Source organism: Natrinema zhouii (assembly GCF_013456555.2).
GTDB classification, from domain to species: domain Archaea; phylum Halobacteriota; class Halobacteria; order Halobacteriales; family Natrialbaceae; genus Natrinema; species Natrinema zhouii.
In genome coordinates, this window is record NZ_CP059154.1 from 2,888,863 (window position 1) to 2,911,569 (window position 22,707).

The window sequence follows — 22,707 nt, forward strand, 5'->3', positions numbered from 1 at the left end:
TCGCACTCGGCCCGAGCCCGGTCCACTCTTATTCCGTGAGCAGGCGACGGAGCACGAGGTGCAACACGCCGCCGTTCTCGACGTACTTGACCGCCGCGGGCGTGCCGACCTGCGCGGTCACGTCGAACTCGGTCGTCTCGCCCGCATCGTCTTCCGCGACGACAGTGAGTTCGGCGTTGGGCTCGAGGCCGTCGTCGAGCCCGCGAATATCGAACGTTTCGGTCCCGTCGAGACCGAGTTCCTCCCAGCCCTCGCCGTCTTCGAACTGGAGGGGCAGGACGCCCATGCCGAGGAGGTTGTCACGGTAGATCCGCTCGTAGCTCTGACCGATCGTCGCGCGGATGCCCAGCAGATCGGTCCCCTTGGCTGCCCAGTCGCGGCTCGAGCCGGTGCCCAGCTCCTCGCCGGCCATGACGATGAGCGGGATGTCGTCCTCGCGGTAGCGCTCGCTCGCCTCGAAGACGGTGGTGACTCCCGGCTCACTCTGTTCGCCGCTCGTCTTTTCCGAGGCGCTCCGCGCCTCGCTCTCCTCACCGGTCGGGTGGTGAATCGTGTAGCCGCCTTCCTTCCCATCTAGCAGCTGGTTCTCGATGCGGACGTTCGCGAAGGTCCCTCGCATCATGACCTCGTGGTTCCCGCGGCGGGAGCCGTAGGTGTTGAACTCGTAGGGTTCGACGCCGCGTTCGCTCAGCCACTGGCCGGCGGGCAAGTCCTCGCTGAACGGCCCCGCGGGGCTGATGTGGTCGGTCGTCACCGTGTCACCAAGCGTGAGCAGACAGCGGGCGTCCGCGATGTCGGAGACGCCGGGTTCCTCGAGCGGGAAGTCCTGGAAGAACGGCGGCTCGCGGATGTACGTCGACTCGTCGTCCCAGTCGTAGACCTCGCCCGTGGGCGCGTCGAGGGCTTCCCAGCGCTCGTCGCCCTCGAAGACGCTCGCGTACTTGTCTCTGAACAACTCGGCGGAGACGCTCTCGTGGATCGTCTCTTTGACCTCCTGTGGGTCCGGCCAGATGTCCTCGAGGAAGATTTCTTCGCCGTCGTCGTTCGTCCCGATCGGTTCGTTCTCGAGGTCGATATCCATCTTGCCCGCGAGGCCGTAGGCGACGACCAGCGGCGGGCTGCCGAGATAGTTCGCGCGGATCTTCGGGTGGATGCGCGCCTCGAAGTTGCGGTTGCCCGAGAGGACGCTCGTCGTCCACAGGTCGTGTTCGTCGATGGCCGCCTCGATGGGCGCTGCGAGCGGGCCGGCGTTCCCGATGCAGGTCGTACAGCCGTAGCCGACGACGTGGTAGCCCAGTCCCTCGAGGTCGTCCAGCAGATCGGCCTGTTTGAGGTACTCCGTGACGACCTTGCTGCCGGGTGCGAGGCTGGTCTTGACGTACTCGGGCACGTCGAGACCCTGCTCGAGCGCGTTGCGCGCGAGCAGTCCCGCGGCGACCATCACCGACGGGTTCGAGGTGTTCGTACAGCTCGTGATCGCGCTGACGAGGACGGAGCCGTGGCCGATCTCGACCTCGGTGCCGTCCTCGAGCGTGACCGGAATCTTCTCGTCGAGGCCGGGCTGGTCCTTGGCGACGAGTCCGCCGTCGCTCTCCGCTGCACCACTGTCAATAACGCCCTCCTCTGCGAGCAGCGTCGGGAAGTGCTCGTCCAGATCGCCCATCGGAATGCGGGCGTGGGGCTTCTTGTGGCCCGCGAGGCTGGGTTCGACGGTGCCGAGGTCGAACTCGACTTCCTCGGTGAACTCCGGATCGTGCTCGCCGAAGAGGCCCTGCGCCTCGAGGTACTCCTTGACCAGTTCGATGTGGTCGTCGTCGCGGCCGGTGAGCTCGAGGTAGTCGAGCGTCGCGTCGTCGACCGGGAACATGCTGATCGTCGATCCCTGCTCGGGGGCCATGTTGGCGATCGTCGCGCGGTCGGCCACGGAGAGCTGAGAGACGCCGGGGCCGTAGAACTCGACGAACTTGTCGACGACGCCAACCTGGCGGAGCTTCTCGGTGATGTGGAGTACAAGATCGGTCGCGGTCGCGCCCTCCGGGAGTTCACCGGACAGGCGGACGCCGACGACTTCGGGCAGCGTCATGGTGATGGGCTGGCCCAGAAGGGCTGCCTCGGCCTCGATGCCACCGACACCCCACCCGACGACGCCGATGCCGCCGATCATGGGGGTGTGGCTGTCGGTGCCGACCAGCGTGTCGGGCAGGAGCCACTGTTCACCGTCTTCCTCGCGTGCGTGCACGACCTTGCCGAGGTGCTCAAGGTTGACCTGGTGGACGATGCCCGTTCCCGGTGGGACGACGTTGAAGTCCTCGAACGCCTGTTCGGCCCACTTGATCGCACGATAGCGCTCCTCGTTGCGCTCGTACTCGAGTTCGACGTTCTGTTCGTAGGCGTCCTCGCTGCCGAAGTAGTCGACCTGCACGCTGTGGTCGATCACGAGGTCGCAGGGGACCTCGGGTTCGACGACCGAGGGGTCCTTGCCCGCGCGGTCCGCGGCCGATCGCAGCGCTGCGAGGTCGACGACTGCGGGAACGCCGGTCAGGTCCTGGAGAACGACGCGCGAGGGCTGGAATGGGACCTCGACATCGGGGACGTTCGGTTCCCACGAGGCCGCGTTTTCGACGTCCTGGGCTGAAATCATCTCGCCGTCGGCATTTCGGAGGACGGACTCGAGCAGCACCCGAATACTCACGGGCAGTTTCTCGAGGTCACAGAGGCCCTGTTCCTCGAGCACCGTGAGGTCGGCCATCTTGTAGGTCTCGCCGCCGTGTTCGATCTCCCGGATCGCATCCGAGAACGTATCAGCTGACATACGTCGTCTTGGCAGCGAGGGGTTTTGAATCTCCCGGAAACCGCCGATAGACGTGATTTACTCCCATCATTTGCGAAGAACTCATATGTTATTATATGTTACCAGCATTACGAGGGGGACGAACGAGCAGCCGTCTCCCGGGAGTCGGTTACGAACGATTCTCGCCGGTCGATATCCACCGAACCGGCGGTTACGCGCCGCGGCATCGCTGACACAGCGAGCACGAACGCTCAGTGAGTCCGTTCGTTCGGCGGTCGCTACGCTCGGACGTACTCTACGAACGCGAACCCGTCGCGGTCGTCACGGGCGATCTCGCGGAACGACTCGCGGTCCCAGTCGGGAAAGAACGTATCGCCGTCGGGTTCGTCGTGAACCGCAGTCACGACCATTCGATCGACCGCTGGCAGGAACTGTTTGTAGACGGTCGCACCACCGGCGACAAAAATCCGGTCTGCGCCGTCGTGACGCTCGCGTGCAGCCGTCTCTGCCGTCTCGAGTGCGTCCTCGATCCCGCGCGCAACCACGGCGTTTTCGGGTGTCTCGAGGGCCTGACTCGTCAACACGACCGTCGTTCGCCCGGGAAGCGGTTCGCCGAGCGTCTCGAGGATCCCCTCATAGGTCACCCGTCCCATGATGACGGGGTGGTCCATCGTTGTCTCCTTGAAGTGCTCGAGATCCGCGGGGATGTGCCAGGGCATGTCGCCGTCCTTCCCGATGACGTCGTTGTCGGCGACGGCGACGATCGCGACGAGTTCGCGGTCGGTCTCAAGTGTTGGCTCCGCGTCCGTCGTCATGTCCATCGCCCCGTTCCGATCCCCGCTCATTCGGCCACCGAAAACTCGAGTCCCTCATGCGATTCGTACTCCCGAAGCTCGACGTCCTCGTAGGACAGTTCGTCGATCGAGACGTCTGCGACCGCGAGCGTCGGGCGCTCGAGCGGCTCTCGCGACAACTGCTCGAGCAGACCGGGAACGTGATCGAGCCGTTCGTCGCCCTCGGCTTCGGCCGGCGCTTCGGACTCGAGCCACTCGCGGATCTCGCGGTACTCCTCGCGCTCGTCGACGTCGGCCAACTTCGACTGGAGGGCCTCGAGATTGTCGGCGTACCAGTCGCCGCGCGCGCCGCGACCGCAGTAGACGTGCGTGTCGACGACGGTGTGGGCGAACGTGCCCGGTTCGAAGCCGGTCTGCTGGGCGATCACTTTCGTCAGGAGCGCGTAGGCCGCGATATTGAACGGAATCCCGAGGGCGGTGTCGCCAGAGCGCTGCGTGAGGTGGCAGTTCAGCTGGTCGCCCTGCACGTTGAAAACGAACGAGTAATGACAGGGCGGCAGCGTCGAGACGGCCGCGTTCGCGGGGTGCCACGCGTTGACCACGAGCCGCCGCGAGTTCGGCGAATCCGAGAGCGTGTCGATGATATACTGGAGCTGATCGAACGTCCGACGACCGTCCGCCTCCTCGGTGACCCACTGATGGCCCTCGTCGGGCCAGGATTCGCCCTTGAGTTGGGCGTCCTCATCCGGGACCGGAAACCGACGCCAGAAGCGGCCATATGCGGTGTCAAGAAGCCCTTCCTCGTCGGCCCAGGCGTCCCAGATCTTCGTCTCTTCGCGGAGGTCGCGGATATGTTCCTCGCCGGAGAGATACCAGCAGACCTCGTGAAGCATTGAGTTCCAGCGGTAGCCGTCCATCTCCTTGGTCGTCAGCAGCGGATACCCCTCCTGAAGGTCGACCTCGTAGTGCTCGCTGAACGACGAAATCGTGTCGACGCCGGTCCGATTGGGCTTGTGGGTCCCCGTCGAGAGCACGGTGTCGACGAGCTCGAGATACTGTCGCATTGCCCGTACTGTAGCGACCGAACGACCATAATAACGCACGATCCGGAAGCCATCATCTAAATTATATCATCGATGACAGCATCGCCGTTCTCGAGCGCTTCAAATCGCTAGAGGGTGAGCGTAGGCGGCCAGTAGCGGATTTCAAGGCACGATCCATACTCGTTCCGCGGAGGGAAAATCACCGTTCTGATACGGAGAGGCGGAGGTCGTGACGCTCGATATCGATCCAAACACTATTTGTATCTGAATTCAGATGTGTGATCGATTTCGTCATTCCGTTGGCCCGGACGGTGACATCGTACTCTTTCCCAGCCGCGAAGACATCCCGGAAAGCCACGAGATCGTTCGGCGGGACAGGGATACTATCGTAGACAACACCGCTGTCTGTGGGGTCGTCGATCGTTACTCGAACGTCGACATGCTCATCGCTATCGTTTGAGATTACGATATCAGACGTCGGTCTGTATCCTTTCTGGAAGCGGATCCCATCCGACGAAATTGTGTACACAAACTCGTCGTGCGGTGACTCGGTCGGCCGCAGCGTCCGTTCTGTCGCCGTTTCGTCGGACGACACCGACACAGTGTACGATTCCGCCCCCGTCGTGAACAAGCCTCTGACCGGCGTCTCGTCTCCTGGTTTGACTGAGACGGTCTCTTCTTCCGTCGTCCCGTTCGCAGCAGTCACTGCTACTGCCGCATCTACTGATCTGTTTCGTTCATTCTGGATCGAAACGACGTACTCGCTTCCTATTTCCGTGAAGTGCACGCGGTCTGCCTCACTTTGAGTGTTGTTGGAGAATTGTATATTTCCGATACACCCGGCTACCATACTACTTACAAAGAGACTGCCGCCAGCGAGGAGTTCACGTCGTCTCATAGGGCGAGATAACATCTAATTGTATTTGAATTATTGGCAAGGGAAAAATATCCAATACAGATATTAAATATTCTAGCTATTTAGGCTATAGTAGCCACTGAAACGATGTACACACTGATCGCAACGCCATCGTACGGGTCAGGTGCGCAGTGACGTTCTATGGCTACTATAACGGGGATACGGTACCGATGACGGCCGCAACCATCTGCTACTTGTTCGCGAGTCTCCGCGACCCGTTTCGACACGACTCTCAGAAGGAAATAGCCACGAGCGTGCATATTTCAGCTCGAGGAAAGAGCAACGCTTACAGGTTCGTGCGTTCCGCTATCGACCATGCGAGAGAACGTGCTGCTGATCGGGGGCGGCGGCCGCGAGCACGCCATCGCCCGCGCGCTCGAGGACAGCGAGGCCGACCTGTACGCCTGTGCCGGCAACCGAAATCCCGGCATCGCCCGCATCGCGGCCGGGTTCGAGACGCTCGAGACGACGAATCCGAAAGCGGTCGTCGACTACGCCGAGGATGTCGACGCAACCATCGCCGTCATCGGCCCCGAAGCGCCGCTCGAGGCCGGCGTGGCGGACGAACTCAAGGCCGCGGGGGTCTACCCCTTCGGCCCGAAGGAAGCCGACGCCCGCATCGAGACGGACAAGGCGTTCCAGCGCCGGTTCATGGAGGAACACGACATTCCGGGTTGCCCCGATTTCGAAACGTTCGACGACATGGAGGCCGCCTGTGACTTCATCGACGAGTACGACGGGGACCTCGCGATCAAACCCGCCGGATTGACCGGCGGGAAGGGCGTCAAAGTCATCGGTGATCAGGTCACCGCCGAGGAGGGCAAGGAGTATATCCGCGACGCCGGCTACGACCGGATCGTCTTAGAGGAGCGACTGATCGGCGAGGAGTTCACCGTTCAGGCGTTCGTCGCGAACGGCGAGTTCCGCACCGCGCCCGCAGTGCAGGATCACAAGCGCGCCTACGAGGGCGACCAGGGGCCGAACACGGGCGGCATGGGTAGCTACACCGACGCGACGGACGAACTGCCGTTCATGACCGAAGGCGACTACGACGAGGCGGTCTCGATTATCGAGGCCACCGTCGACGCTCTCGACGACTACCGCGGGATCCTCTACGGCCAGTTCATGCTGACGACCACCGGCCCCCGCGTCGTCGAGTTCAACGCCCGCTTCGGCGATCCCGAGGCGATGAACACGCTTCCCGTCCTCGAGACCGACTTCCTCGAGATCCTGACCGCCGCCCGAAACGGCAACGCGCCGCCGGAGCTCGAGTTCGCCTCCAAGGCGACGGTCTGCAAGTACGCCGTTCCCGAGGGGTACCCGACGGACCCCGAGGCCGGCGCGAAAGTGCAAGTCGACGAAGAGAGCGCGGGCGACGCCCTGCTGTACTACGCCAGCGTAGACGAGCGCGACGACGGCATCTACACGACCACGTCCCGGTCGTTCGCGCTGGTCGGCGTCGCCGACTCGATCAGCGAGGCCGAGGAAATCGCCGAGGACGCGCTCGCAGTTGCCGGCGAGGATGGGCTGCGGATCCGTCACGACATCGGAAAGGCGGGGTTAGTCCAGAAGCGGATCGATCACATGACCGAACTCCGCGGCGAGTAGCGGCCGATCGCTCTCTCCGCGACCGCGGTCGTACCGCCCGCGCTCAGATCTGCCGGCCCGTACTCGTTTTTCCGTTCTACGTCGCGCTCTCATCGGCGACGTTGTCGACCGTCTCGAGCAACAGTCCTGCACCCAGTTCGATCTCCCGCTCGGTGACGTCGAGCGGGGGCAGCAATCGCAGCGTCTTGTAGCCACAGCCGAGAGTCAACAGCCCGCGTTCGAACGCGCCCTTGAGCACCGCGTCCCGCCGGTCCTTCGTATCGAACTCGACGGCGAGCATCAGCCCGCGGCCGCGAACGTCGATCGCGCCGGGTGCGTCGCCGTCCGTGATGGCGTCCTCGAGTCGCGTTCGGAACTGCGCGCCTCGCTCGCGGACGTTCGCGAGCAGATCGTCCTCGTGGATGGTATCGATCGTGAGCACGCCCTGCATGGCGGCAACGAGATCGCCCGCGCCCCACGTCGAGGAGAGTCGACTCTTTTCTTGGGGGAAGACGTCCGAACGTGAGATGGTCGCGCCCACGCGGAGTCCCTTCCCGCTGGTGATGACGTCCGGCGTGAGATCGAGGTGGTCGACGGCCCACAGTTCACCCGTCCGTCCGAGTCCGGACTGGATCTCGTCGGCGACGATCCGGAGGCCGTACTCCTTGCGCAGCGCCTCGAGGTCGCGGGCGAACTCGGGGTGGGCGACTCGATAGCCGCCCTCGCCCTGGATCGGCTCGAGAATCAGGTACGCCACTTCCTCGGGATCGACCACGCCGCGCTCGGGGTGGAGCGCGTCGGCGACGACGTTGCCGCCGGGGCCGTCGGTCCGCCAGCGGGTTTCGTACGCCTCGTCGGTCGCGGGATACGGGACGCTGACGACGCCCGGGATTTCGGGGAAGCCGCTCCGGTGGACGGCCTTCGAGCGATTGAGCGAGAGCGCGCCGAGCGTTCGGCCGTGGAAGGCGCCGTCGAAGGTGAACGCGCGGTGGCCGCCCGCGGCGTAGCAGATCTTGATCGCGTTCTCGACGGCCTCGGCCCCGGAGTTCGAGAGAAAGACCCGGTCCATGTCGTAGTGGTCCGTCATCGCCACTAACCGATCCATCAGCTGCGTCGGCCCGGGAAAGTCGGGATCGTCGGGTCGGCCGCCGCCGCTGACGTAGAAGTCCTGCCCCGCGATTTTGAGCGGATCGACGGGATCGAACGCGCGGAGTTTCTCGCGGATCGTCGGATTGTTGTAGCCCAGCGGTGCGGCCGCGACGTGGCTCGTGAAATCCAGCAGCACGTTGCCGTCGACGTCGGTACAGAACGGGCCGATCGCGTCGCCGCCCGCGTCCCAGACGAACTCGTAGACGTACGTACTCGGGGCGGCGAACCGATGATGATAGTCGACCCACTCGCTGGCCCGTTCACCCGGGATCGTTCCCACCGACGGTTCGGCCGTTGCTCGGTCCATATGAGACGTTTCGGTCGCCGCCGTGTAAAGTGTTCGAGCCCTATATGACGAGCAGGACCGACGCGAGCGCGCCACCCACCAGCAGAATCGTACTGTAGGCCGCGACCCGGTTCCGGAAGCCGTCGTTCGTCGAGGTCGCCGCCAGCAGAGCCTTGACCACGATGCTCGAGACCGTCGCGAGCAAAATAGCGATCGTCGCCTCGGCGGGTCCCAGCTGTCCACCGCGGTAGAGGACGACCGCCGAGGTGGTCGCACCGGCGCTCGAGACGAAGCCGCTGGCGACCGCCGTCGCGTAGAACCCGAGGGTTCCGAACCACGTTTCGGCCAGCGAGCCGAACACGAGGACGGCGAGGAAGACGGCCCCGAACGCGAGGGCATTTTTCAGCGAAAACGGGCTCTCGAGTTCCATCGGACCGGACTCGCTCCAGTCGGCCGTGAGTGCGGCGACGGCGAAGGCGAGCAGGATGACGGCACCGAGCGGGACGACCGCTTCGACGAGGATGTCGGAGCCGCTGCCGGCCGTGAAGCCGACCGCGATCGCGAGGTTCCGAGCGGCCATGGCTGCGTTCGCGAGCAAAATCGCGGCGACGGCGTACGAGGACGCTTCGGGCCGCTGGTTGACGTGATCGAGCATCGTTCCGACGACGGCCGTCGAGGAGGCTAATCCGCCGAAGAAGCCGGTGATCGCGATACCGCGACCGCCGTAGGTCGAGACGATTGCGTAGTTGGCGATGCCGATCCCCGCGACGGCAACGACCATCAACCAGATGACCTGCGGCTCGAGCGGGATGATAATGCCCGCGATTTCGGGCTCGTAGGTCGCGGGAAGAATTGGGTAGATGACGAACGCGAGGATGGCGAACTCCGTGGTCGAGCGCATTTCTTCGCGGGAGAGTCCCCACGCGAACTCGTGGAGTTCGCGCTTCAAGACGAGCAACAGCGACGAGAGGACGGCGACGGTAACCCCCTCGAGAATGAAGCCGACGGTGACCAGCGCGCCGACCCCGTAGGCGACGAGCATCGAGACCGAGGTCGTCAGCGAGAGTCCGGCATCGTCCTCGCTCATGAGGCCCTGTATTGCGAGTAACACGCCCTGGACGATCACGAGCACACCGCCGAGCACGAGAAGGCTCTCGCCGATGACACCCTCCGTTTCGACGGCGAGGACGGTAAAGACCGCGGCGAGCAGGCTAATTAGCGAGAACGTTCGGATACCGGCGGACTTCTGGGACCATTCGCGCTCAAGTCCGAGGAGCATCCCCAGTGCGCCGGCCAGCGCGATCCGAACGACGGTCTCCTCGAGCGGCGCGTCGGCGACCTGCAGCACGACCCCGTTCACTCCTGATCGTTCGCCGGGGTCGTATATAAGCAACTTGCCAGCCGGAAGCGCGCAATCGGCTCGCCTCGCGGCTCCTCGAGCCAGCAGCCGAGAGTAGCGACTGAAACCGGCCACATCGATGCACGAGTGGTGTGCGATCGGGTGGACTGAGCATCAATTGCTCCCGTCACCCCGGACGGTTGAGCCGGCGACCGTGGAACTACTCGAACGTCGGGACCGTGCTATAGTTCGACGTACTGCGTCTCCCAGTCGCGTCGGGCCTCGAGTTCGCGGCGGCCACGGCGGGTGAGCGTGTAGAAGTTCGTCCGACGGTCGCGGCGACCCTTTTCGACGAGCCCTTTGTCGACGAGGGTGTCGAGGTTGGGATAGAGCCGGCCGTGATGGATCTCCTTCTCGTAATACTGTTCGAGTTCCTCTTTGATCGCCAGTCCGTGGGGTTCGTCCTCACCAGCGATGACGTAGAGCAAGTCCCGCTGAAATCCTGTCAGGTCGTACATTGGGAAAGTACCAATCGTACTTACTGTCGAATTTTAATAAGGCTATCGGGTTGTTTCGAACGAAAGAGGGCTATTACCAGCGAGGCGTGTCGTTTCGAGCGCGGGATATCCATAATGTCCGTGACGATTCACCCGGCAAACCACCCATAATGCGGCGTTCATGTTTACAGTTCAGGCATTTCGTTTCGGGACAATTACACTGGATACGTCTCTCGATTCTGTCCATCAACGAAGTCGATCAGGAAGGAAGCATCGCCACTCTCAGTACAGTATCCGAAACAGGAAAGCAGATCGCGTGACGGAAAAATGTCACGCGATCGCTTGCCGCCCTGAATTGGTCCCCGCTGACGCTTCGGCCCTCCAAGCGAAGCGTCACGTAGAAGGTTTTGGTGTGTGTACTTAAATGTAACGACAATACTCTCGCCCGCGTCTTCTGGCCCGAGCCGCAGCGTTCTCACATATGTTCCTCCTCCAGTGCCCAGCCCAGCGCCCGCTTGTAGTAGGTAAACATCTGTTCGACGCCGTCGTGGCGCATCTCGTCGCTCTCGAGGTGCTCTTTGAGAAACTCGTACTGCTCGCGGATTTCGTCTTCGTCTCGCATACTCGTCCGTACCGGTCGGCGAGGCAAAAAAGCCGCTACGTCGAGCAGCGGTCGGTGTCCTCACATCGGTAGTCCCTCTCGATATGATCGCTACCCCGCTATACACGCGATCACGAAGCGAACCCGGCTTTCGAATGATTCGGGGGTAATCGGGGCTGTCGGCCGCCGCAGCTGTGCGTGCCAGACAGCGTTGTTTCGATCGGGAAGGAAGGAGTTTCCGCTGTGAAACGATGGTGATGGAACCGAGAACAGCAACCGCTCGTCACTCACTGCCAGCACACTCGACACGCTTCGAAACGAAAACCGATGTGTTCGCGGGTTCGATGCGACCGAACCGATGGGGCATGCTCTAGGAGCAGAGCCCGACGAAGTCGGTTACTCGCTCTCGTTATCGTCTTCGCTCTCGTTTCCAATTCCGGTTTCGTTCTCGTCCTCGGAGTCGGTTTCGTTGCCGCCAGTGCCGCCGTCACCGAACGTCAGCGTGACTTCCTCGTCGTCACCGTCGATCTCGATGTCGTCTTCGGTCTCTTCGCCCTCGTTTTCAGCGGTGACGGTGTACTCACCGTCCTCGAGTTCGCTGAACTCGACCTCGCCGTTCTCGTCGGTCTCGTCCTCCATCGGGAAGCTCGGACCGCCGATTCCGTCCGTCTCATTGCCCGTCTCGTTGCCCGACTCATTTTCGGACTCGTTCCCGAGTCCCCCCTCGTCGCCGCCGATCGATTCGTTGTCGGACTCGTTCTCGGACTCATTCCCGAGTCCCTCCTCGCCGTCAGTTATCGACTCGTTGTCGGACTCGTTGCCCGTCTCGTTATCGGATTCGTTGCCAGTTCCCTCGTCGCCGCCGAGACCGGACGTGCCGGCCTCCTCGAGGGTGACGGCTGCACCTTCGACCGGCCCGTCGGAGTCTTCGACCGTAACGGTCAGCGAGTACGTCTCGCTGTCGCCGCCCTCCTCGGTCTCGTTTTCGTCTCCGGTCGTCTCGGTCTCGTCGTCCGACTCATTGTCGCCACCGGGGCCGCTATCGGCACAGCCGGCAATCGCGAGTGCACTTGCTGTTCCTGCTGCGGTCACGAACGTTCGCCGGTTCAGTCTACGGGACATATACCTGGATAGAACCTTCTGGCTGGTTTCGATGTGGCCTGCGTCTGCCGCCCGTTAATCACCTATTGAACGGCGCTCAGGGCCTGATGACCGTCATCTCGCTCTTACCATCATCGGTTCCAAATGTTCACAGAAACTGATACTCGGTGCGAATTGACCGTTGTCTTGTCTTTCGTTTCGGTCGGAGAGATTTACGATCAGTGACGCAGTCACCGCATCTCGTGAGACACCGTTCCGATGGGACGACTGCTCGACCGAACAGCGGATCGCCCTCTGGGTCCCGCGGGTCCGATGGGACTTTTGGTGTCCCCACTGTAGTCCCGACCATGAAAATTCGGGGTGAGCGCGAGTGCACGGACTGTGGGACCCGCTGGTCGTACTACGAGACCGGCAGCGTCGGCTGTCCGGCCTGCGGAAGTCTGCAGAGCGTCGGCGTTGACGAACGCACCGAACACACCGACATGCAGGTGGCGTTCGACCTCACCCCCGTTCGGAACGCGATCGACGAGGTCGGGACCGACGACCTCGCCGAACGGGCCCGCGACCGCTGTCGCGAGTACGTTCGCCGGCGCGGATTCGTCAACGCCGGGTCCCTTCGAGAACTCGACGACACCTATCTCGCCGCGATCGAACTCCTCCACGTCGGCGACATCGTCGCGCGCGAGATCCGCCTCGAGGACCGCGACGAGCTGTACTTCCTCTCACTGCTCCGCGATGCCGATCAGGGCGATCGTCCGCCCGCCGAGGAGGTCCCGCGATCGATGCGAGCGGCCCGCGGGCTCGCCTACGCGAACGCCGTCCGGGAGTACCGCCGCGACGTCCGGACCTGGGCCGAGGACCGGGAGCTGACCGCGAGCGAACGGAGCGCGTTCGAGACGCTCGGCGAGCACGTCACGCGCATCCGGATGCTCGACGGCGACGTCGAGCCCGAGACCGCCGAACGACTCGTCGAGGCGACCCGCGATCTGGCGAACGGCCTCCGCGGCGACGAGGTCGCCTTCTCGCAGGCGCAGGACCGGCTGGCGAGCCTCGAGTTCGGTTCGATCGACTGATCGGAGCTGAACGAGCGATCCGGTCGACGATCGGTGAAATCGGAGCCGACGAACGGACTGCAAGGAACCGGTACTGCGGAAATCAGGGAAGGTCGACGGCGACGTCTTCCTGCAGGCTCGCGGCTTTGACCGTATTGTAGAGCAACATCGCGCGGGTCATCGGGCCGACGCCGCCGGGGACGGGCGTGATCGCGCTGGCCTTCTCCTTCGCGCTTTCGAAGTCGACGTCACCGACGAGTTCGTATCCCTTGTCAGTGTCAGCGTCGACCCGGTTGACGCCGACGTCGATGACGACCGTGCCCTCGGCGAGCATCGAGCCGTCGATGAGTTCGGGGACGCCGACCGCCGCGACGACGATGTCCGCACTGCGAGTCTTCGCGGCGAGGTCGTCGGTTCGGGAGTGACAGACCGTCACCGTCGCGTTGCCGTCCTCGGCCTTCTGGATCAACAGATTGGCGAGCGGCTTGCCGACGATGTCCGAGCGGCCGACGATGGTGACGTCCTTGCCCTCAATCTCCACGTTGGCCGACTCGAGCAGTTTCTGGACGCCGTGGGGGGTACAGGGGCGGAACCGGGCGTCACCGGCGACGAGCCGACCGACGTTCTCGGGGTGGAAGCCGTCGACATCCTTGCTCGGGTCGACGCGGCGGATCACGTCGCGGTAGTCGACGTGGTCGGGGACCGGGGCCTGAACGATGTAGCCGTGGATATCGGGGTCGTCGTTCAGGTCGGCGATGGTCTCGAACAGCTCCTCGGGCGGCGCGTCGCCGTCGACGTCGACGTGGTGGCTCTCGATGCCGACCTCCTCGCAGTCGCGCTGTTTCATGTTCACGTAGGTCTGGCTCGCGGGGTCGTCGCCCATGAGCACGGTTGCCAGGCCCGGCCGCGCGCCAGCGTCGGCGAGGGTTTCAATTGCATCCGTCAGATCGTCCCGAATCTCGCTCGCGACGGCGTTGCCGTCGATGATCTCGGTCATTACTCGAATGGGCGACTGCGAGACTCATTAATCCACGGATTCGTGCGCAGAACCGAGGTCTGGTAGCCTGTGAATGGGCACCAACGTGGATACTTCCGCCGTCAGAACCGGTCGTTGAGGAACGCCCTGATCGCGTCGTTGACCGGCGCTGCCCGCTCGAGGTTCGCCGAGTGACCCGCCGCCGGAATGCGTTCCATCTCGGCGTCGGGTAACTCCTCGAGCATCGGTTCGGCCCGCGAGGGCGGGAGCGACGGATCCTCCTCGCCGTGGACGATCAGGACCGGCACGTCGATCTCCAGGAGCCGATCGGTCACGTCCGCCCGGCCGAGCCACGAGTTGAGTTCGTGGTAGACCGCGGTCCCGGGATAAGTCGCCCACCGATCGATCCACGCCTCGACGAGTTCGGGGGTCTCCTCGCGGGTCGTCTCGCCGAACAGTTCGGCCGCCGAGCCCTCGGCAAGCTCCCGCGGGATCGGCTCGAGAACGTCCTCGTACGGCTCCACGAGCGCGCTGAACGCCGCTCGTTCCTCCTCGGTGTGTGGCGTCGCTATCGAGTCGATCAGCACGAGACCGTCGACTCGCTCCGGATACTCGAGGGCGAACCGCAGCGCCATGAAGCCGCCCATCGACATGCCGGCGACGACGGCGCTCTCCTCGCCGATCCCGTCCAGTAGCGCATCGCAGTCGTCGGCGAGATCCCACAGGTCGTAGCCCGGCGCGTAGCGATCCGTTCGCGCCCGCAGGTCGTAGGCGACGGCCCGATACTCGTCTCGCAGGGCCTCGAGTTGCGGCGCGAACATCGTCCGATCCATCAGCGTCCCGTGTGCGAAGACGACGGGCTGGCCCTCGCCGACGTCGGTGGTCAGCGCGTCGGTTCTGGTCCGGTACATCTCCGTCGCCGTGCCATCTTTCATGCGAACTGCTAACGAGCAACTTCCTGAAAAGGGTACGTCATTCGGATGGTCCCAGAACGCTCCCCACCGGCCGACAGTGTCGGGGCTGAGCCGGCCGCTCGAACAGTGGCTCAACCGCTAGCGGTTCATCCCCGGTTCGGCGACGTCCCACTCGGTCGTGTCCTGCGCGTTGGTCACGACCAGCGCGTACTCCTCTTCGAGACCCTCGTACTCGGTCGTCTCGGCTGCGTCGATCAACGCTCGGGCCTGTCGCTCGTGTGTCTCTCGGGCGATCGCCAGCGCGTCCGCAGCCACGTCGACGCCCTCGGCCTCGAGTTCGGGACCGATGCGATCCGTCCAGACCGCCTCGGGTAGCAGACAGACGGCACGCGAGTCGGCCGACAGCGGCGGGACGCCGGCGACGTGATCACCCGTCCCGACGAGGTCGTAGCGCTCGACGGCCTCGAGGATGCCGATCACGTCGGATTCGTCGGCGTCGCGCTCGTTGAGAACCGCCTCGAGCACGTCCGGATCGATCGGCGCATCCATCGTCTCGGGACGTGGCGTCGGATCGCCGCGGCCCTCGTGCTCGATGACTTCCTCCGCGACGGGGTCGCTGTCGTCGCCGACGTCCGGCAGCGGTTCGGCGCGGTAGGCTTCCCCGTCGTCGAACCGGATCGGAATCAATCCAATCGTCTCGCCGGACGTGATGGCGTCGAACAGCAGCGGTCGACCGGCGTCGTACACCTCGAGCGCGATCCCGAGCCCCGCGGGCGGCTCGGCGCGCACCAGCGGGTCCGGGACGGGTGCCACGATCTCGCCTCCCTCTTCGCGGAGTTGCCGGGGATACGGCGCGTCGGCGGTCGCCGCGTCCTCGATCCCGCTGAAGACGAGCATCGGCTGGTCCTCGTGCTGGTCGACGTCCCAGTCGATGTGGTCACCGCTCGAGGCACCCATGTACTCGGCCACCGGCGTCACCTCGACCGCCAATCTGGAGGCGGCCGTCTCGTGAGTCTCCCGGAGCTCGAGCAATCGATCGTCGTCCAGGATGGTGCCGGTCGGACGCGTAGACATTGGCGGCGGTACGGCCAGACGGGTGAAAAAGCGCGTGCCGGCGAGTGACAGGGCCCGCTCGAGTGAGAACGAGCGCAAACAACCGGCGTCGCCAGCGATGAGTCAAAGAGTGAAAACCGATCGAACGGAGCCGAGATCCATAGCGGTGGGCTGTACGACGCTGCCGCGCTATTCGTACAGCGGGTTCTCGTCGCACAGCGTCGCGACTTCCTCGCGGACCTCCTCGATAACGGCCTCGTCCTCAGGGGCGTCGACGACGCGTGCGATCAGGTCGCCGACCGTGCGGCAGTCGTCCTCGTCGAAGCCGCGCGTGGTCAGCGCCGGCGTGCCAGCCCGAATGCCGCTCGGGTTGAACGGCGAGCGGGTCTCGCCGGGTACCGTGTTCCCGTTGAGGACGATCCCGGCGTCCTCGAGGGCTTCTTCGGCGTCGCCGCCGGTCGTGTCGGGGTGGCTATCGCGCAGGTCGACGAGCACGAGGTGGTTGTCGGTGCCGTCGGAGACCAGCGAGAGCCCGTTCTCGGAGAGGCTCTCGCCAAGGGCTTTCGCGTTCGCAACGGTCTGCTCGGCGTAGTCCTCGAACGCGGGCTCGAGGGCTTCCTTGAACCCGACGGCCTTGCCGGCGACGTTGTGCATGAGCGGGCCGCCCTGTCCGCCGGGGAAGACGGCGGCGTCGATGTCGTCGGCGTACTCCTCGTCGCACATGACGATGCCGCCGCGACCCGAGCGAATCGTCTTGTGGGTCGAACCGGTGACGAAGTCGGCGATGCCGACCGGGGAGGGGTGGACGCCCGCGGCCACGAGGCCGGTGATGTGGGCGATGTCCGCGAGGTGGAGCGCGTCGACGTCGTCGGCGGCGTCCTGAATGCGCTCCCACTCGATCTCGCGCGGGTACGCGGAGTAGCCCGAGACGATGATGTCCGGGTCGAACGCCGCGGCGTGCTCGGCGAGGTCGTCGTAGTCGATGTAGCCCGTTTCGGGGTCGACCTCGTACTGCTCGACCTCGTAGAGCTGGCCCGTGAAGTTCGCCGGGTGGCCGTGGCTGAGGTGGCCGCCGTGGTTCAGATCCAGCGAGAGGATCTTGTCGCCGGGCTCGAGCATCGCGAAGTAGACGGCCTGATTGGCCTGCGTCCCGGAATGGGGCTGGACGTTGACGTGCTCGGCACCGAAGAGTTCCGTCGCGCGGTCGATCGCGAGCTGTTCGACCTCGTCGGCGAACTCGCAGCCGCCGTAGTAGCGCTCGCCGGGATACCCCTCGGCGTACTTGTTCGTCAGGGCGCTCCCCTGAGCGTCGATGACCGCCTCGCTGACGTGGTTCTCGCTGGCGATCATCTGTAGCGACTCCCGTTGGCGGTCTACCTCGCCCTCGAGCGCGTCCGCGACGGCGGGATCGACGTCCCGAACTGTGTCGTGATCCATGTTCGATGTGCGGTCTGGCGGCTGTATAAGTGTACCCTTCCCCGGCAAATCGAGCCACTTCTGGCGGTCCGCGTCGGGACGGATCGAACGGTTATTAGCGATAGTTTGGTACCAGGTGACACCCCGATACAACTAACTTGCCGGAGTGACATTCAGCCAACCGAATGATCGAGTGGGCGGTCAACGGCGACACCCTCCACGTCACTGACGCCGACAACGCGGAGCTGACGGTCAACGGTGCCGATCTCGCCGTCGACGACTCCGATGTCGGCATCCCGCGCCCCATCGACGAGACGGTCGCCGTGACGACTGACGAACTCCGGTTTCCGCACGCGGTGGTGTATGCGTTCTCGCTCGGTCTCGACGACCAGTACGAACTCGACCCGGCCGGCGAGCCACTCACGCTGTCACCCGGCGAGTACGTCGTCGACATCGACACGGAGATCAAAACGTACCTTCGATTTTCCGGCGCGGTACGGATCGAAAAGACCGACGACTACGAGGAAATCGTCGTCTCCTTTCCGAACCGAACCCGCGTCATCCTCGGCGTTCGATGTCGCCACGAGTTCCCCGCGGGGACGATCACCGTTCCCGACTCCCCGTCGGCCATCGCCGAAGCCATCACGCACATGGCCGCCTCACAGAAGACGGACACTCCCGACCGTTCGTACCCATCGCTTCGAGGCCACCCATCCTTGATCGAGCACGGCGATTCCCTCGAGATTTCCGACTGCATCCGGTCGGACACGCCCGATCACGGGATCGAACTGGTCGTCCCGCCCGACTACGAGTCGCTGTTCGTCACCGCGCCGCTGGCGTACTACCTCCAGGCGACGGTCCGCACGACCGACGATGCGCTCGGCAATCGAATCGGGTCGAGGGTCGACCAGCCGCGACTCCGACTCGTCGATCGCGCGATCGAGCGGACGCTCTCACCGATGCCCGACCTCGAGTGCGACGTCGAACGACTGCTCCGGAAGACGTTCTTCCTCGACTGTCTCGTCCGCAACGCCGGCCCCCACGCGACGACCCTCTCGGAACTCAGCCTGCTCGAGGCCCTCGAGATCGACGCCGAAGCGCTCTATGACACCTCGCCGCAGGATCGACTCGCGGCCTACCTCGACGTGCCGTACGCGGCGATCAAACATCGGCTGCCGGACTGGCACCTCTCGACGTACGTCGCGCCCGAGTACGACAGCGTCGAAACGATCCCGTTCCTGCTCGACCGGCTGAGCATGATCTACACCCCCAAAGCCTCCACGCTCGAGGGGCAGGAACTCGTCGAGCGATCGCTCGAGGACTTCTATCGGGGCGGCGATTCAGGACGCGGACGGACGGAACGGCTAGACGAAGCCGCCGCTACCAGAGCGAGCACCGGACGGGTCGCGTCGGTGGACATCGTCAAACCCGACCTTCGGAGCGGCCGAACCCACGGCTGGCTCGCCGACGGCGTCCCGATCGACGTCTTCAAATCCGCGCCGGAGGCCTACCACAACCGGCTCGAATACCTCGAGCGAGAGAGCGGTTCGACCTCGATCTGCGTCGTTCTCAACGATCCGGAGATGGCCGGCGAGCACGACACTGTCGCCGAGATCTATCGCCGGCGCGCCGAGGAGGTGACGATGAACCTCACCGTCGAGGAATCGCTCGAGACGGCCGAACTCGCGCGCGTCTTCGAGGACAACCACGACGTCGTCCACTACATCGGCCACTGCGAAACCGGCGGACTGTGCTGTCCGGACGGAACGCTCGCGGCCTCGAGCCTCGACCGGTGTAACGCACAGACGTTCTTTCTCAACGCCTGTGGCTCCTTCTACGAGGGGAAGCACCTGATCGAGAAGGGCAGCGTCGCCGGCGCGGTCACGTTCACCCGAGTCCTGAACGACCACGCCGTCAAGGTCGGCTCGACGTTCGCCAAGTTACTGGTTCATGGCTTCAGCATCGAGCGCGCGATGGGGCTCGCACGCCGGCGTATCATGATGGGCAAGGACTACGCCGTCGTCGGCGACGGCACCCACTCGCTCACGCAGGGCAAACACCAACCCCCGACGACTGCGACGCTCGAGAAACTCCCGGACGACAAAAGCGACAAGCGATATCTGCTGTCTCTCGACTGTTACTCGACGCGAGCGACCGGATCGTACTACTTCCCCCACACCGAGACCAACGAGTACGCCTACCTCTGCGGGAACGAATCGACGTTCAGACTGACGGCATCGGAGCTGGTAACGATGCTCAAAGAAACCGACGCCTCGGTGATCTACGACGGGGACATCTACTGGTCCAAAGAGTTGTGGCCTCGATTCGATCAGTGATTCTCCCTATGGTCCGCCGTAGGTACTGACGCGTTTCGCTCGCATCGTCATTCGCTGCGACGGTCGGTCGGTTTGCAGTCCGGTTTCGTTCCTGTTGGCCAATATATGAACGTGCCACCCTAGTCGGCTGTGTCGAACTCCCATACGATATCGTAATAGCATGGTTTCGGTATATAATTATTGCTCGGTTGAGAATATCCCCGCAATGAGCGTTCCACTTACACGCCCGAATCGCGAGAGCCGATCCGAATCAAATCTCTGTATGTATATTTGACACCGGCATTCCGTTGGCGAACTAACGAATTATGGGACAAAAATTACCGGTTCACCGGGGAGACGAGAAGTTCTGCCGTGCAGATGGCCACCAAAATTAAGTACGACGATCTCAATTACTTCTGTATAGGCATGACCTCGAATTTACTTAACCACCAGATTGACGATATCCTCGAGTCGGTCCTCGAGGATGCGAGCGGTGACATCTACATGGTCAACCCGTCGCGTAGTGCGATCGAAGAGTTCGTTTCCGTTGCGACCGCATTCGACGGCGACCTGCCGTCGGTACACATGCTCGCCGACGAGCGGACGCTGAAAGACATCATGGACGATTTCATCGTTGCCTCGAACGCGGCCGACCTCATCAGCGAGGGCGCGCTCTCGCTGCGAACGCTCGAGGAAGCGCCGGAAAACTCGCTGCTGATCACCGACGACCGCGTCGTCGCCGTCGTCCACGCCGGCGACCGCGTCGGCGGGCTCATCACCGACGACGAGAGCTTCGTCAGCGACACCTACGACACCTACGCGGCCCGCTGGGAGGGTGCATCCGACTTCAACCTCCGGACACCCCCGATCACGGACGTCCGCGAAACCCTCTCCGACGAGATCAGCCCCGAAGCCGAAGCCGACTTCGCGGCGATCCTCGACTCGCTCGAGACCGCCCGTGGCGACGGCGACGGCCTCGACGAGGTCACCATCTCGCTGCTCGTCGCGGCCAAGAACGAGGCCCTGCTCTACGACATCAGCAAGTGGGGCGAGGACGTCGGGATCGCCTCCAAGGCGACGTTCTCCCGGACGAAGACCAAGCTCGAGGACATGGGTCTGATCGACACCGAGAAGGTTCCGATCGATGTCGGCCGGCCGCGCCTGCGCCTCAAGATCGGCGACGAGCGACTCAGCGAGGCCGACAACGGCCAGCTGGCGACTGTGGCGCAGTCCATTCTCAACTAACAACCTTTTACGCTGCGTTTGTTTCGCGCCGACGGCAGCGTAGCTGCCGTACGGCGCGTCGGCACTCGGTAAAAGGTTGATCAAAAGCACTCCTCCCTCCGTTCGTTCGTCCTTCCAGTCCTCACTTACATCGGTCGTCGGCCCGCTCGCTCTCTTCGGTCGCTCACGGTCGGTGACGGTGAACCGCCTGCCCTCCCCCGAGTTGCGGGACTCTCACTGTCGTTCGAGCCCCGCTCCCGGCCGGGATGACTGGTCATCTCAGGGATCTGCATGGCGCAAACCCCAAGTCACCGCCGTGAGAGGATTCGAGTATGTACGAAGCCGTCTACGCCCACCCTGACGGGAAGAGCACGGTCGCCAGGTTCGCGAAAACGGCGGCCGACTACGGCTTCGAGGGCGTAGTCGTGCGGAATCACGCCGACGCTCGAGCGGAATACGACCCCGAACGGATCCGCGAGGAGTACGGCATCGACGTGGTCGAGGGCGTCGAGATCCGCGCCGACGATCAACAACAGGCCAGCGGCGCGGTCGGGAACCACCGGACCACCGAAACCATCGTCGGGATCCACGGCGGCACGAACGCGCTGAACCGATTCGCAGTCGAACAAGCGAAGGTCGACGTGCTCGCCCATCCGATGGCCGGCAACGGCGACGTCAACCACGTGCTCGTGAAAGCCGCCGTCGAAAACGGCGTTCGCCTCGAGTTCGACCTCTCCGGCGTGTTGCGAGAGAGCGGCGGCCGCCGGGTCCGGATCGTGCAATCCCTGCGAAAGCTCCGGGAGATCGTCGACCACTACGACGCGCCCTACGTCGTCAGCGCTGATCCGACCTCCCACCTCGAGTTACGGGCCCCTCGAGAACTGAACGCGCTCGGCGAGCAGCTGGGATTCGAGCGAGCCTTCATTGAGGACGGGCTCGCGGAGTGGGGGCGGCTGGCAGAGCGGAATCGCCACGTCGACTCCGAGTCGTTCATTGAGCCGGGGGTCGAACGGGGCAGGTATGAAGAAGAGTCTTGAGGAACACGCCGCCCGGTTCGACGAGAAGGCCGGCGAGTACGACGAATCGAAATCCGACGAGTATCACGCCTGTGCGAACCTCGTCGTTGAACACGCCGCTCCCGAGAGCGACGATATCGTCCTCGATCTCGGGACCGGGACGGGCGCAATCGCGCTCGCACTCGCCCCCGACACGAAGCGCGTCGTCGGCCGCGACATCAGCGAGGAGATGATGGCCGAAGCCCAGGAGAAAGCCGCCGAGGCGGGCCTCACGAACCTCGAGTTCGATCACGGAACCTTTCGGGAGCCGAACTACGACGGCCCGGTCGATCTGGTTACGTCGAACTTCGCCCTACACCACCTCTCGGACGAGGAAAAGCGCGAGGCGATCGCGGTCATCGCCGACCTCGAGCCCCGCACATTCGTCCTCGGGGACGTGATGTTCTTCGGCGAGTCGGATTCCGACGACCCCTTCTACTCGCCCGAAGTCGACGATCCGGCGACCGTCGGGATGCTCGCGGACGCCTTCACCGACGCGGGCTTCTCGCTGACGGCGGTCGAGCGCGTCCACGACCAGGTGGGCGTACTGGTCGCCGAACGGAGTCCGACCGATGTCGACGCGACGACCGAGGAGTGA

Annotated in this window: 19 protein-coding genes; 6 read left to right on the forward strand and 13 right to left on the reverse strand. The window is 64.0% G+C overall.

What is annotated here, in order from left to right:
• Positions 1-28: 28 nt before the first annotated feature.
• From acnA to HYG81_RS33075, 4 genes are all read right to left on the reverse strand, one after another.
• The gene (acnA, locus tag HYG81_RS33060) at positions 29-2,812 is read right to left on the reverse strand and encodes an aconitate hydratase AcnA (RefSeq protein WP_180840430.1); all 2,784 of its coding nucleotides are present in this window, start codon (positions 2,810-2,812) and stop codon (positions 29-31) included.
• A 257-nt stretch (positions 2,813-3,069) separates the two neighbouring features.
• Entirely contained in the window at positions 3,070-3,636 is a 567-nt protein-coding gene (locus HYG81_RS33065; RefSeq protein ID WP_226375955.1) for a dihydrofolate reductase, read from the reverse strand.
• Positions 3,633-4,649 (reverse strand): thymidylate synthase, encoded by a 1,017-nt coding sequence (thyA, locus tag HYG81_RS33070; protein ID WP_180840431.1) that lies wholly within the window; start codon positions 4,647-4,649, stop codon positions 3,633-3,635. The genes HYG81_RS33065 and thyA overlap by 4 nt, the downstream gene beginning before the upstream one ends.
• 178 nt (positions 4,650-4,827) lie before the next feature.
• Entirely contained in the window at positions 4,828-5,526 is a 699-nt protein-coding gene (locus HYG81_RS33075; protein ID WP_180840432.1) for a hypothetical protein, read from the reverse strand.
• Between the two features lie 333 nt (positions 5,527-5,859).
• On the opposite strand from HYG81_RS33075, the gene purD reads away from it, so the two are divergent.
• Positions 5,860-7,152 carry a phosphoribosylamine--glycine ligase gene (purD, locus tag HYG81_RS33080; RefSeq protein WP_180840433.1) on the forward strand — a complete coding sequence of 431 codons (1,293 nt, stop codon included), beginning with the start codon at positions 5,860-5,862 and terminating at the stop codon, positions 7,150-7,152.
• Positions 7,153-7,228: 76 nt separating this feature from the next.
• Here the strand turns inward: purD and HYG81_RS33085 are convergent, their stop codons facing one another.
• The 5 genes from HYG81_RS33085 to HYG81_RS33105 all read right to left on the reverse strand — a co-directional run bounded on the left by HYG81_RS33085 (position 7,229) and on the right by HYG81_RS33105 (position 12,125).
• A complete protein-coding gene (locus tag HYG81_RS33085) occupies positions 7,229-8,587 on the reverse strand; it encodes an aminotransferase class III-fold pyridoxal phosphate-dependent enzyme (protein ID WP_180840434.1) in 1,359 nt (452 codons plus the stop codon).
• Positions 8,588-8,627: 40 nt separating this feature from the next.
• Positions 8,628-9,926, reverse strand: coding sequence for an MgtC/SapB family protein (locus HYG81_RS33090; protein ID WP_180840435.1), 1,299 nt, complete (start codon positions 9,924-9,926; stop codon positions 8,628-8,630).
• 221 nt (positions 9,927-10,147) lie between these two features.
• On the reverse strand, positions 10,148-10,423 hold the full coding sequence (locus tag HYG81_RS33095; RefSeq protein ID WP_180840436.1) for a PadR family transcriptional regulator: 276 nt from the start codon (positions 10,421-10,423) through the stop codon (positions 10,148-10,150).
• Positions 10,424-10,877: 454 nt separating this feature from the next.
• The gene (locus HYG81_RS33100) at positions 10,878-11,024 is read right to left on the reverse strand and encodes a hypothetical protein (RefSeq protein WP_180840437.1); all 147 of its coding nucleotides are present in this window, start codon (positions 11,022-11,024) and stop codon (positions 10,878-10,880) included.
• 375 nt (positions 11,025-11,399) lie between these two features.
• Positions 11,400-12,125 (reverse strand): hypothetical protein, encoded by a 726-nt coding sequence (locus HYG81_RS33105; protein ID WP_180840438.1) that lies wholly within the window; start codon positions 12,123-12,125, stop codon positions 11,400-11,402.
• A 326-nt stretch (positions 12,126-12,451) separates the two neighbouring features.
• Here HYG81_RS33105 and HYG81_RS33110 point away from each other — a divergent pair, with 326 nt between their 5' ends.
• On the forward strand, positions 12,452-13,177 hold the full coding sequence (locus tag HYG81_RS33110) for a DUF7117 family protein (RefSeq protein WP_180840439.1): 726 nt from the start codon (positions 12,452-12,454) through the stop codon (positions 13,175-13,177).
• 82 nt (positions 13,178-13,259) lie between these two features.
• Here the strand turns inward: HYG81_RS33110 and folD are convergent, their stop codons facing one another.
• The 4 genes from folD to glyA form a co-directional block, all read right to left on the reverse strand.
• On the reverse strand, positions 13,260-14,153 hold the full coding sequence (gene folD / locus HYG81_RS33115; RefSeq protein ID WP_180840440.1) for a bifunctional methylenetetrahydrofolate dehydrogenase/methenyltetrahydrofolate cyclohydrolase FolD: 894 nt from the start codon (positions 14,151-14,153) through the stop codon (positions 13,260-13,262).
• 101 nt (positions 14,154-14,254) lie between these two features.
• A complete protein-coding gene (locus HYG81_RS33120; protein ID WP_180840441.1) occupies positions 14,255-15,067 on the reverse strand; it encodes an alpha/beta fold hydrolase in 813 nt (270 codons plus the stop codon).
• A 117-nt stretch (positions 15,068-15,184) separates the two neighbouring features.
• Entirely contained in the window at positions 15,185-16,120 is a 936-nt protein-coding gene (locus HYG81_RS33125; protein ID WP_180840442.1) for a hypothetical protein, read from the reverse strand.
• A 168-nt stretch (positions 16,121-16,288) separates the two neighbouring features.
• Entirely contained in the window at positions 16,289-17,536 is a 1,248-nt protein-coding gene (gene glyA, locus HYG81_RS33130) for a serine hydroxymethyltransferase (protein WP_180840443.1), read from the reverse strand.
• Between the two features lie 164 nt (positions 17,537-17,700).
• Here glyA and HYG81_RS33135 point away from each other — a divergent pair, with 164 nt between their 5' ends.
• From HYG81_RS33135 to HYG81_RS33150, 4 genes are all read left to right on the forward strand, one after another.
• On the forward strand, positions 17,701-19,851 hold the full coding sequence (locus tag HYG81_RS33135; protein WP_180840444.1) for a hypothetical protein: 2,151 nt from the start codon (positions 17,701-17,703) through the stop codon (positions 19,849-19,851).
• Positions 19,852-20,256: 405 nt separating this feature from the next.
• On the forward strand, positions 20,257-21,075 hold the full coding sequence (gene tbsP / locus HYG81_RS33140; protein ID WP_180840445.1) for a transcriptional regulator TbsP: 819 nt from the start codon (positions 20,257-20,259) through the stop codon (positions 21,073-21,075).
• Between the two features lie 311 nt (positions 21,076-21,386).
• Positions 21,387-22,091 carry an RNase P subunit p30 family protein gene (locus HYG81_RS33145; protein WP_180840446.1) on the forward strand — a complete coding sequence of 235 codons (705 nt, stop codon included), beginning with the start codon at positions 21,387-21,389 and terminating at the stop codon, positions 22,089-22,091.
• Positions 22,075-22,707: a class I SAM-dependent methyltransferase gene (locus HYG81_RS33150; RefSeq protein WP_180840447.1), complete on the forward strand. Its 633-nt coding sequence runs from the start codon at positions 22,075-22,077 to the stop codon at positions 22,705-22,707. Before HYG81_RS33145 ends, HYG81_RS33150 begins: the two co-directional genes overlap by 17 nt.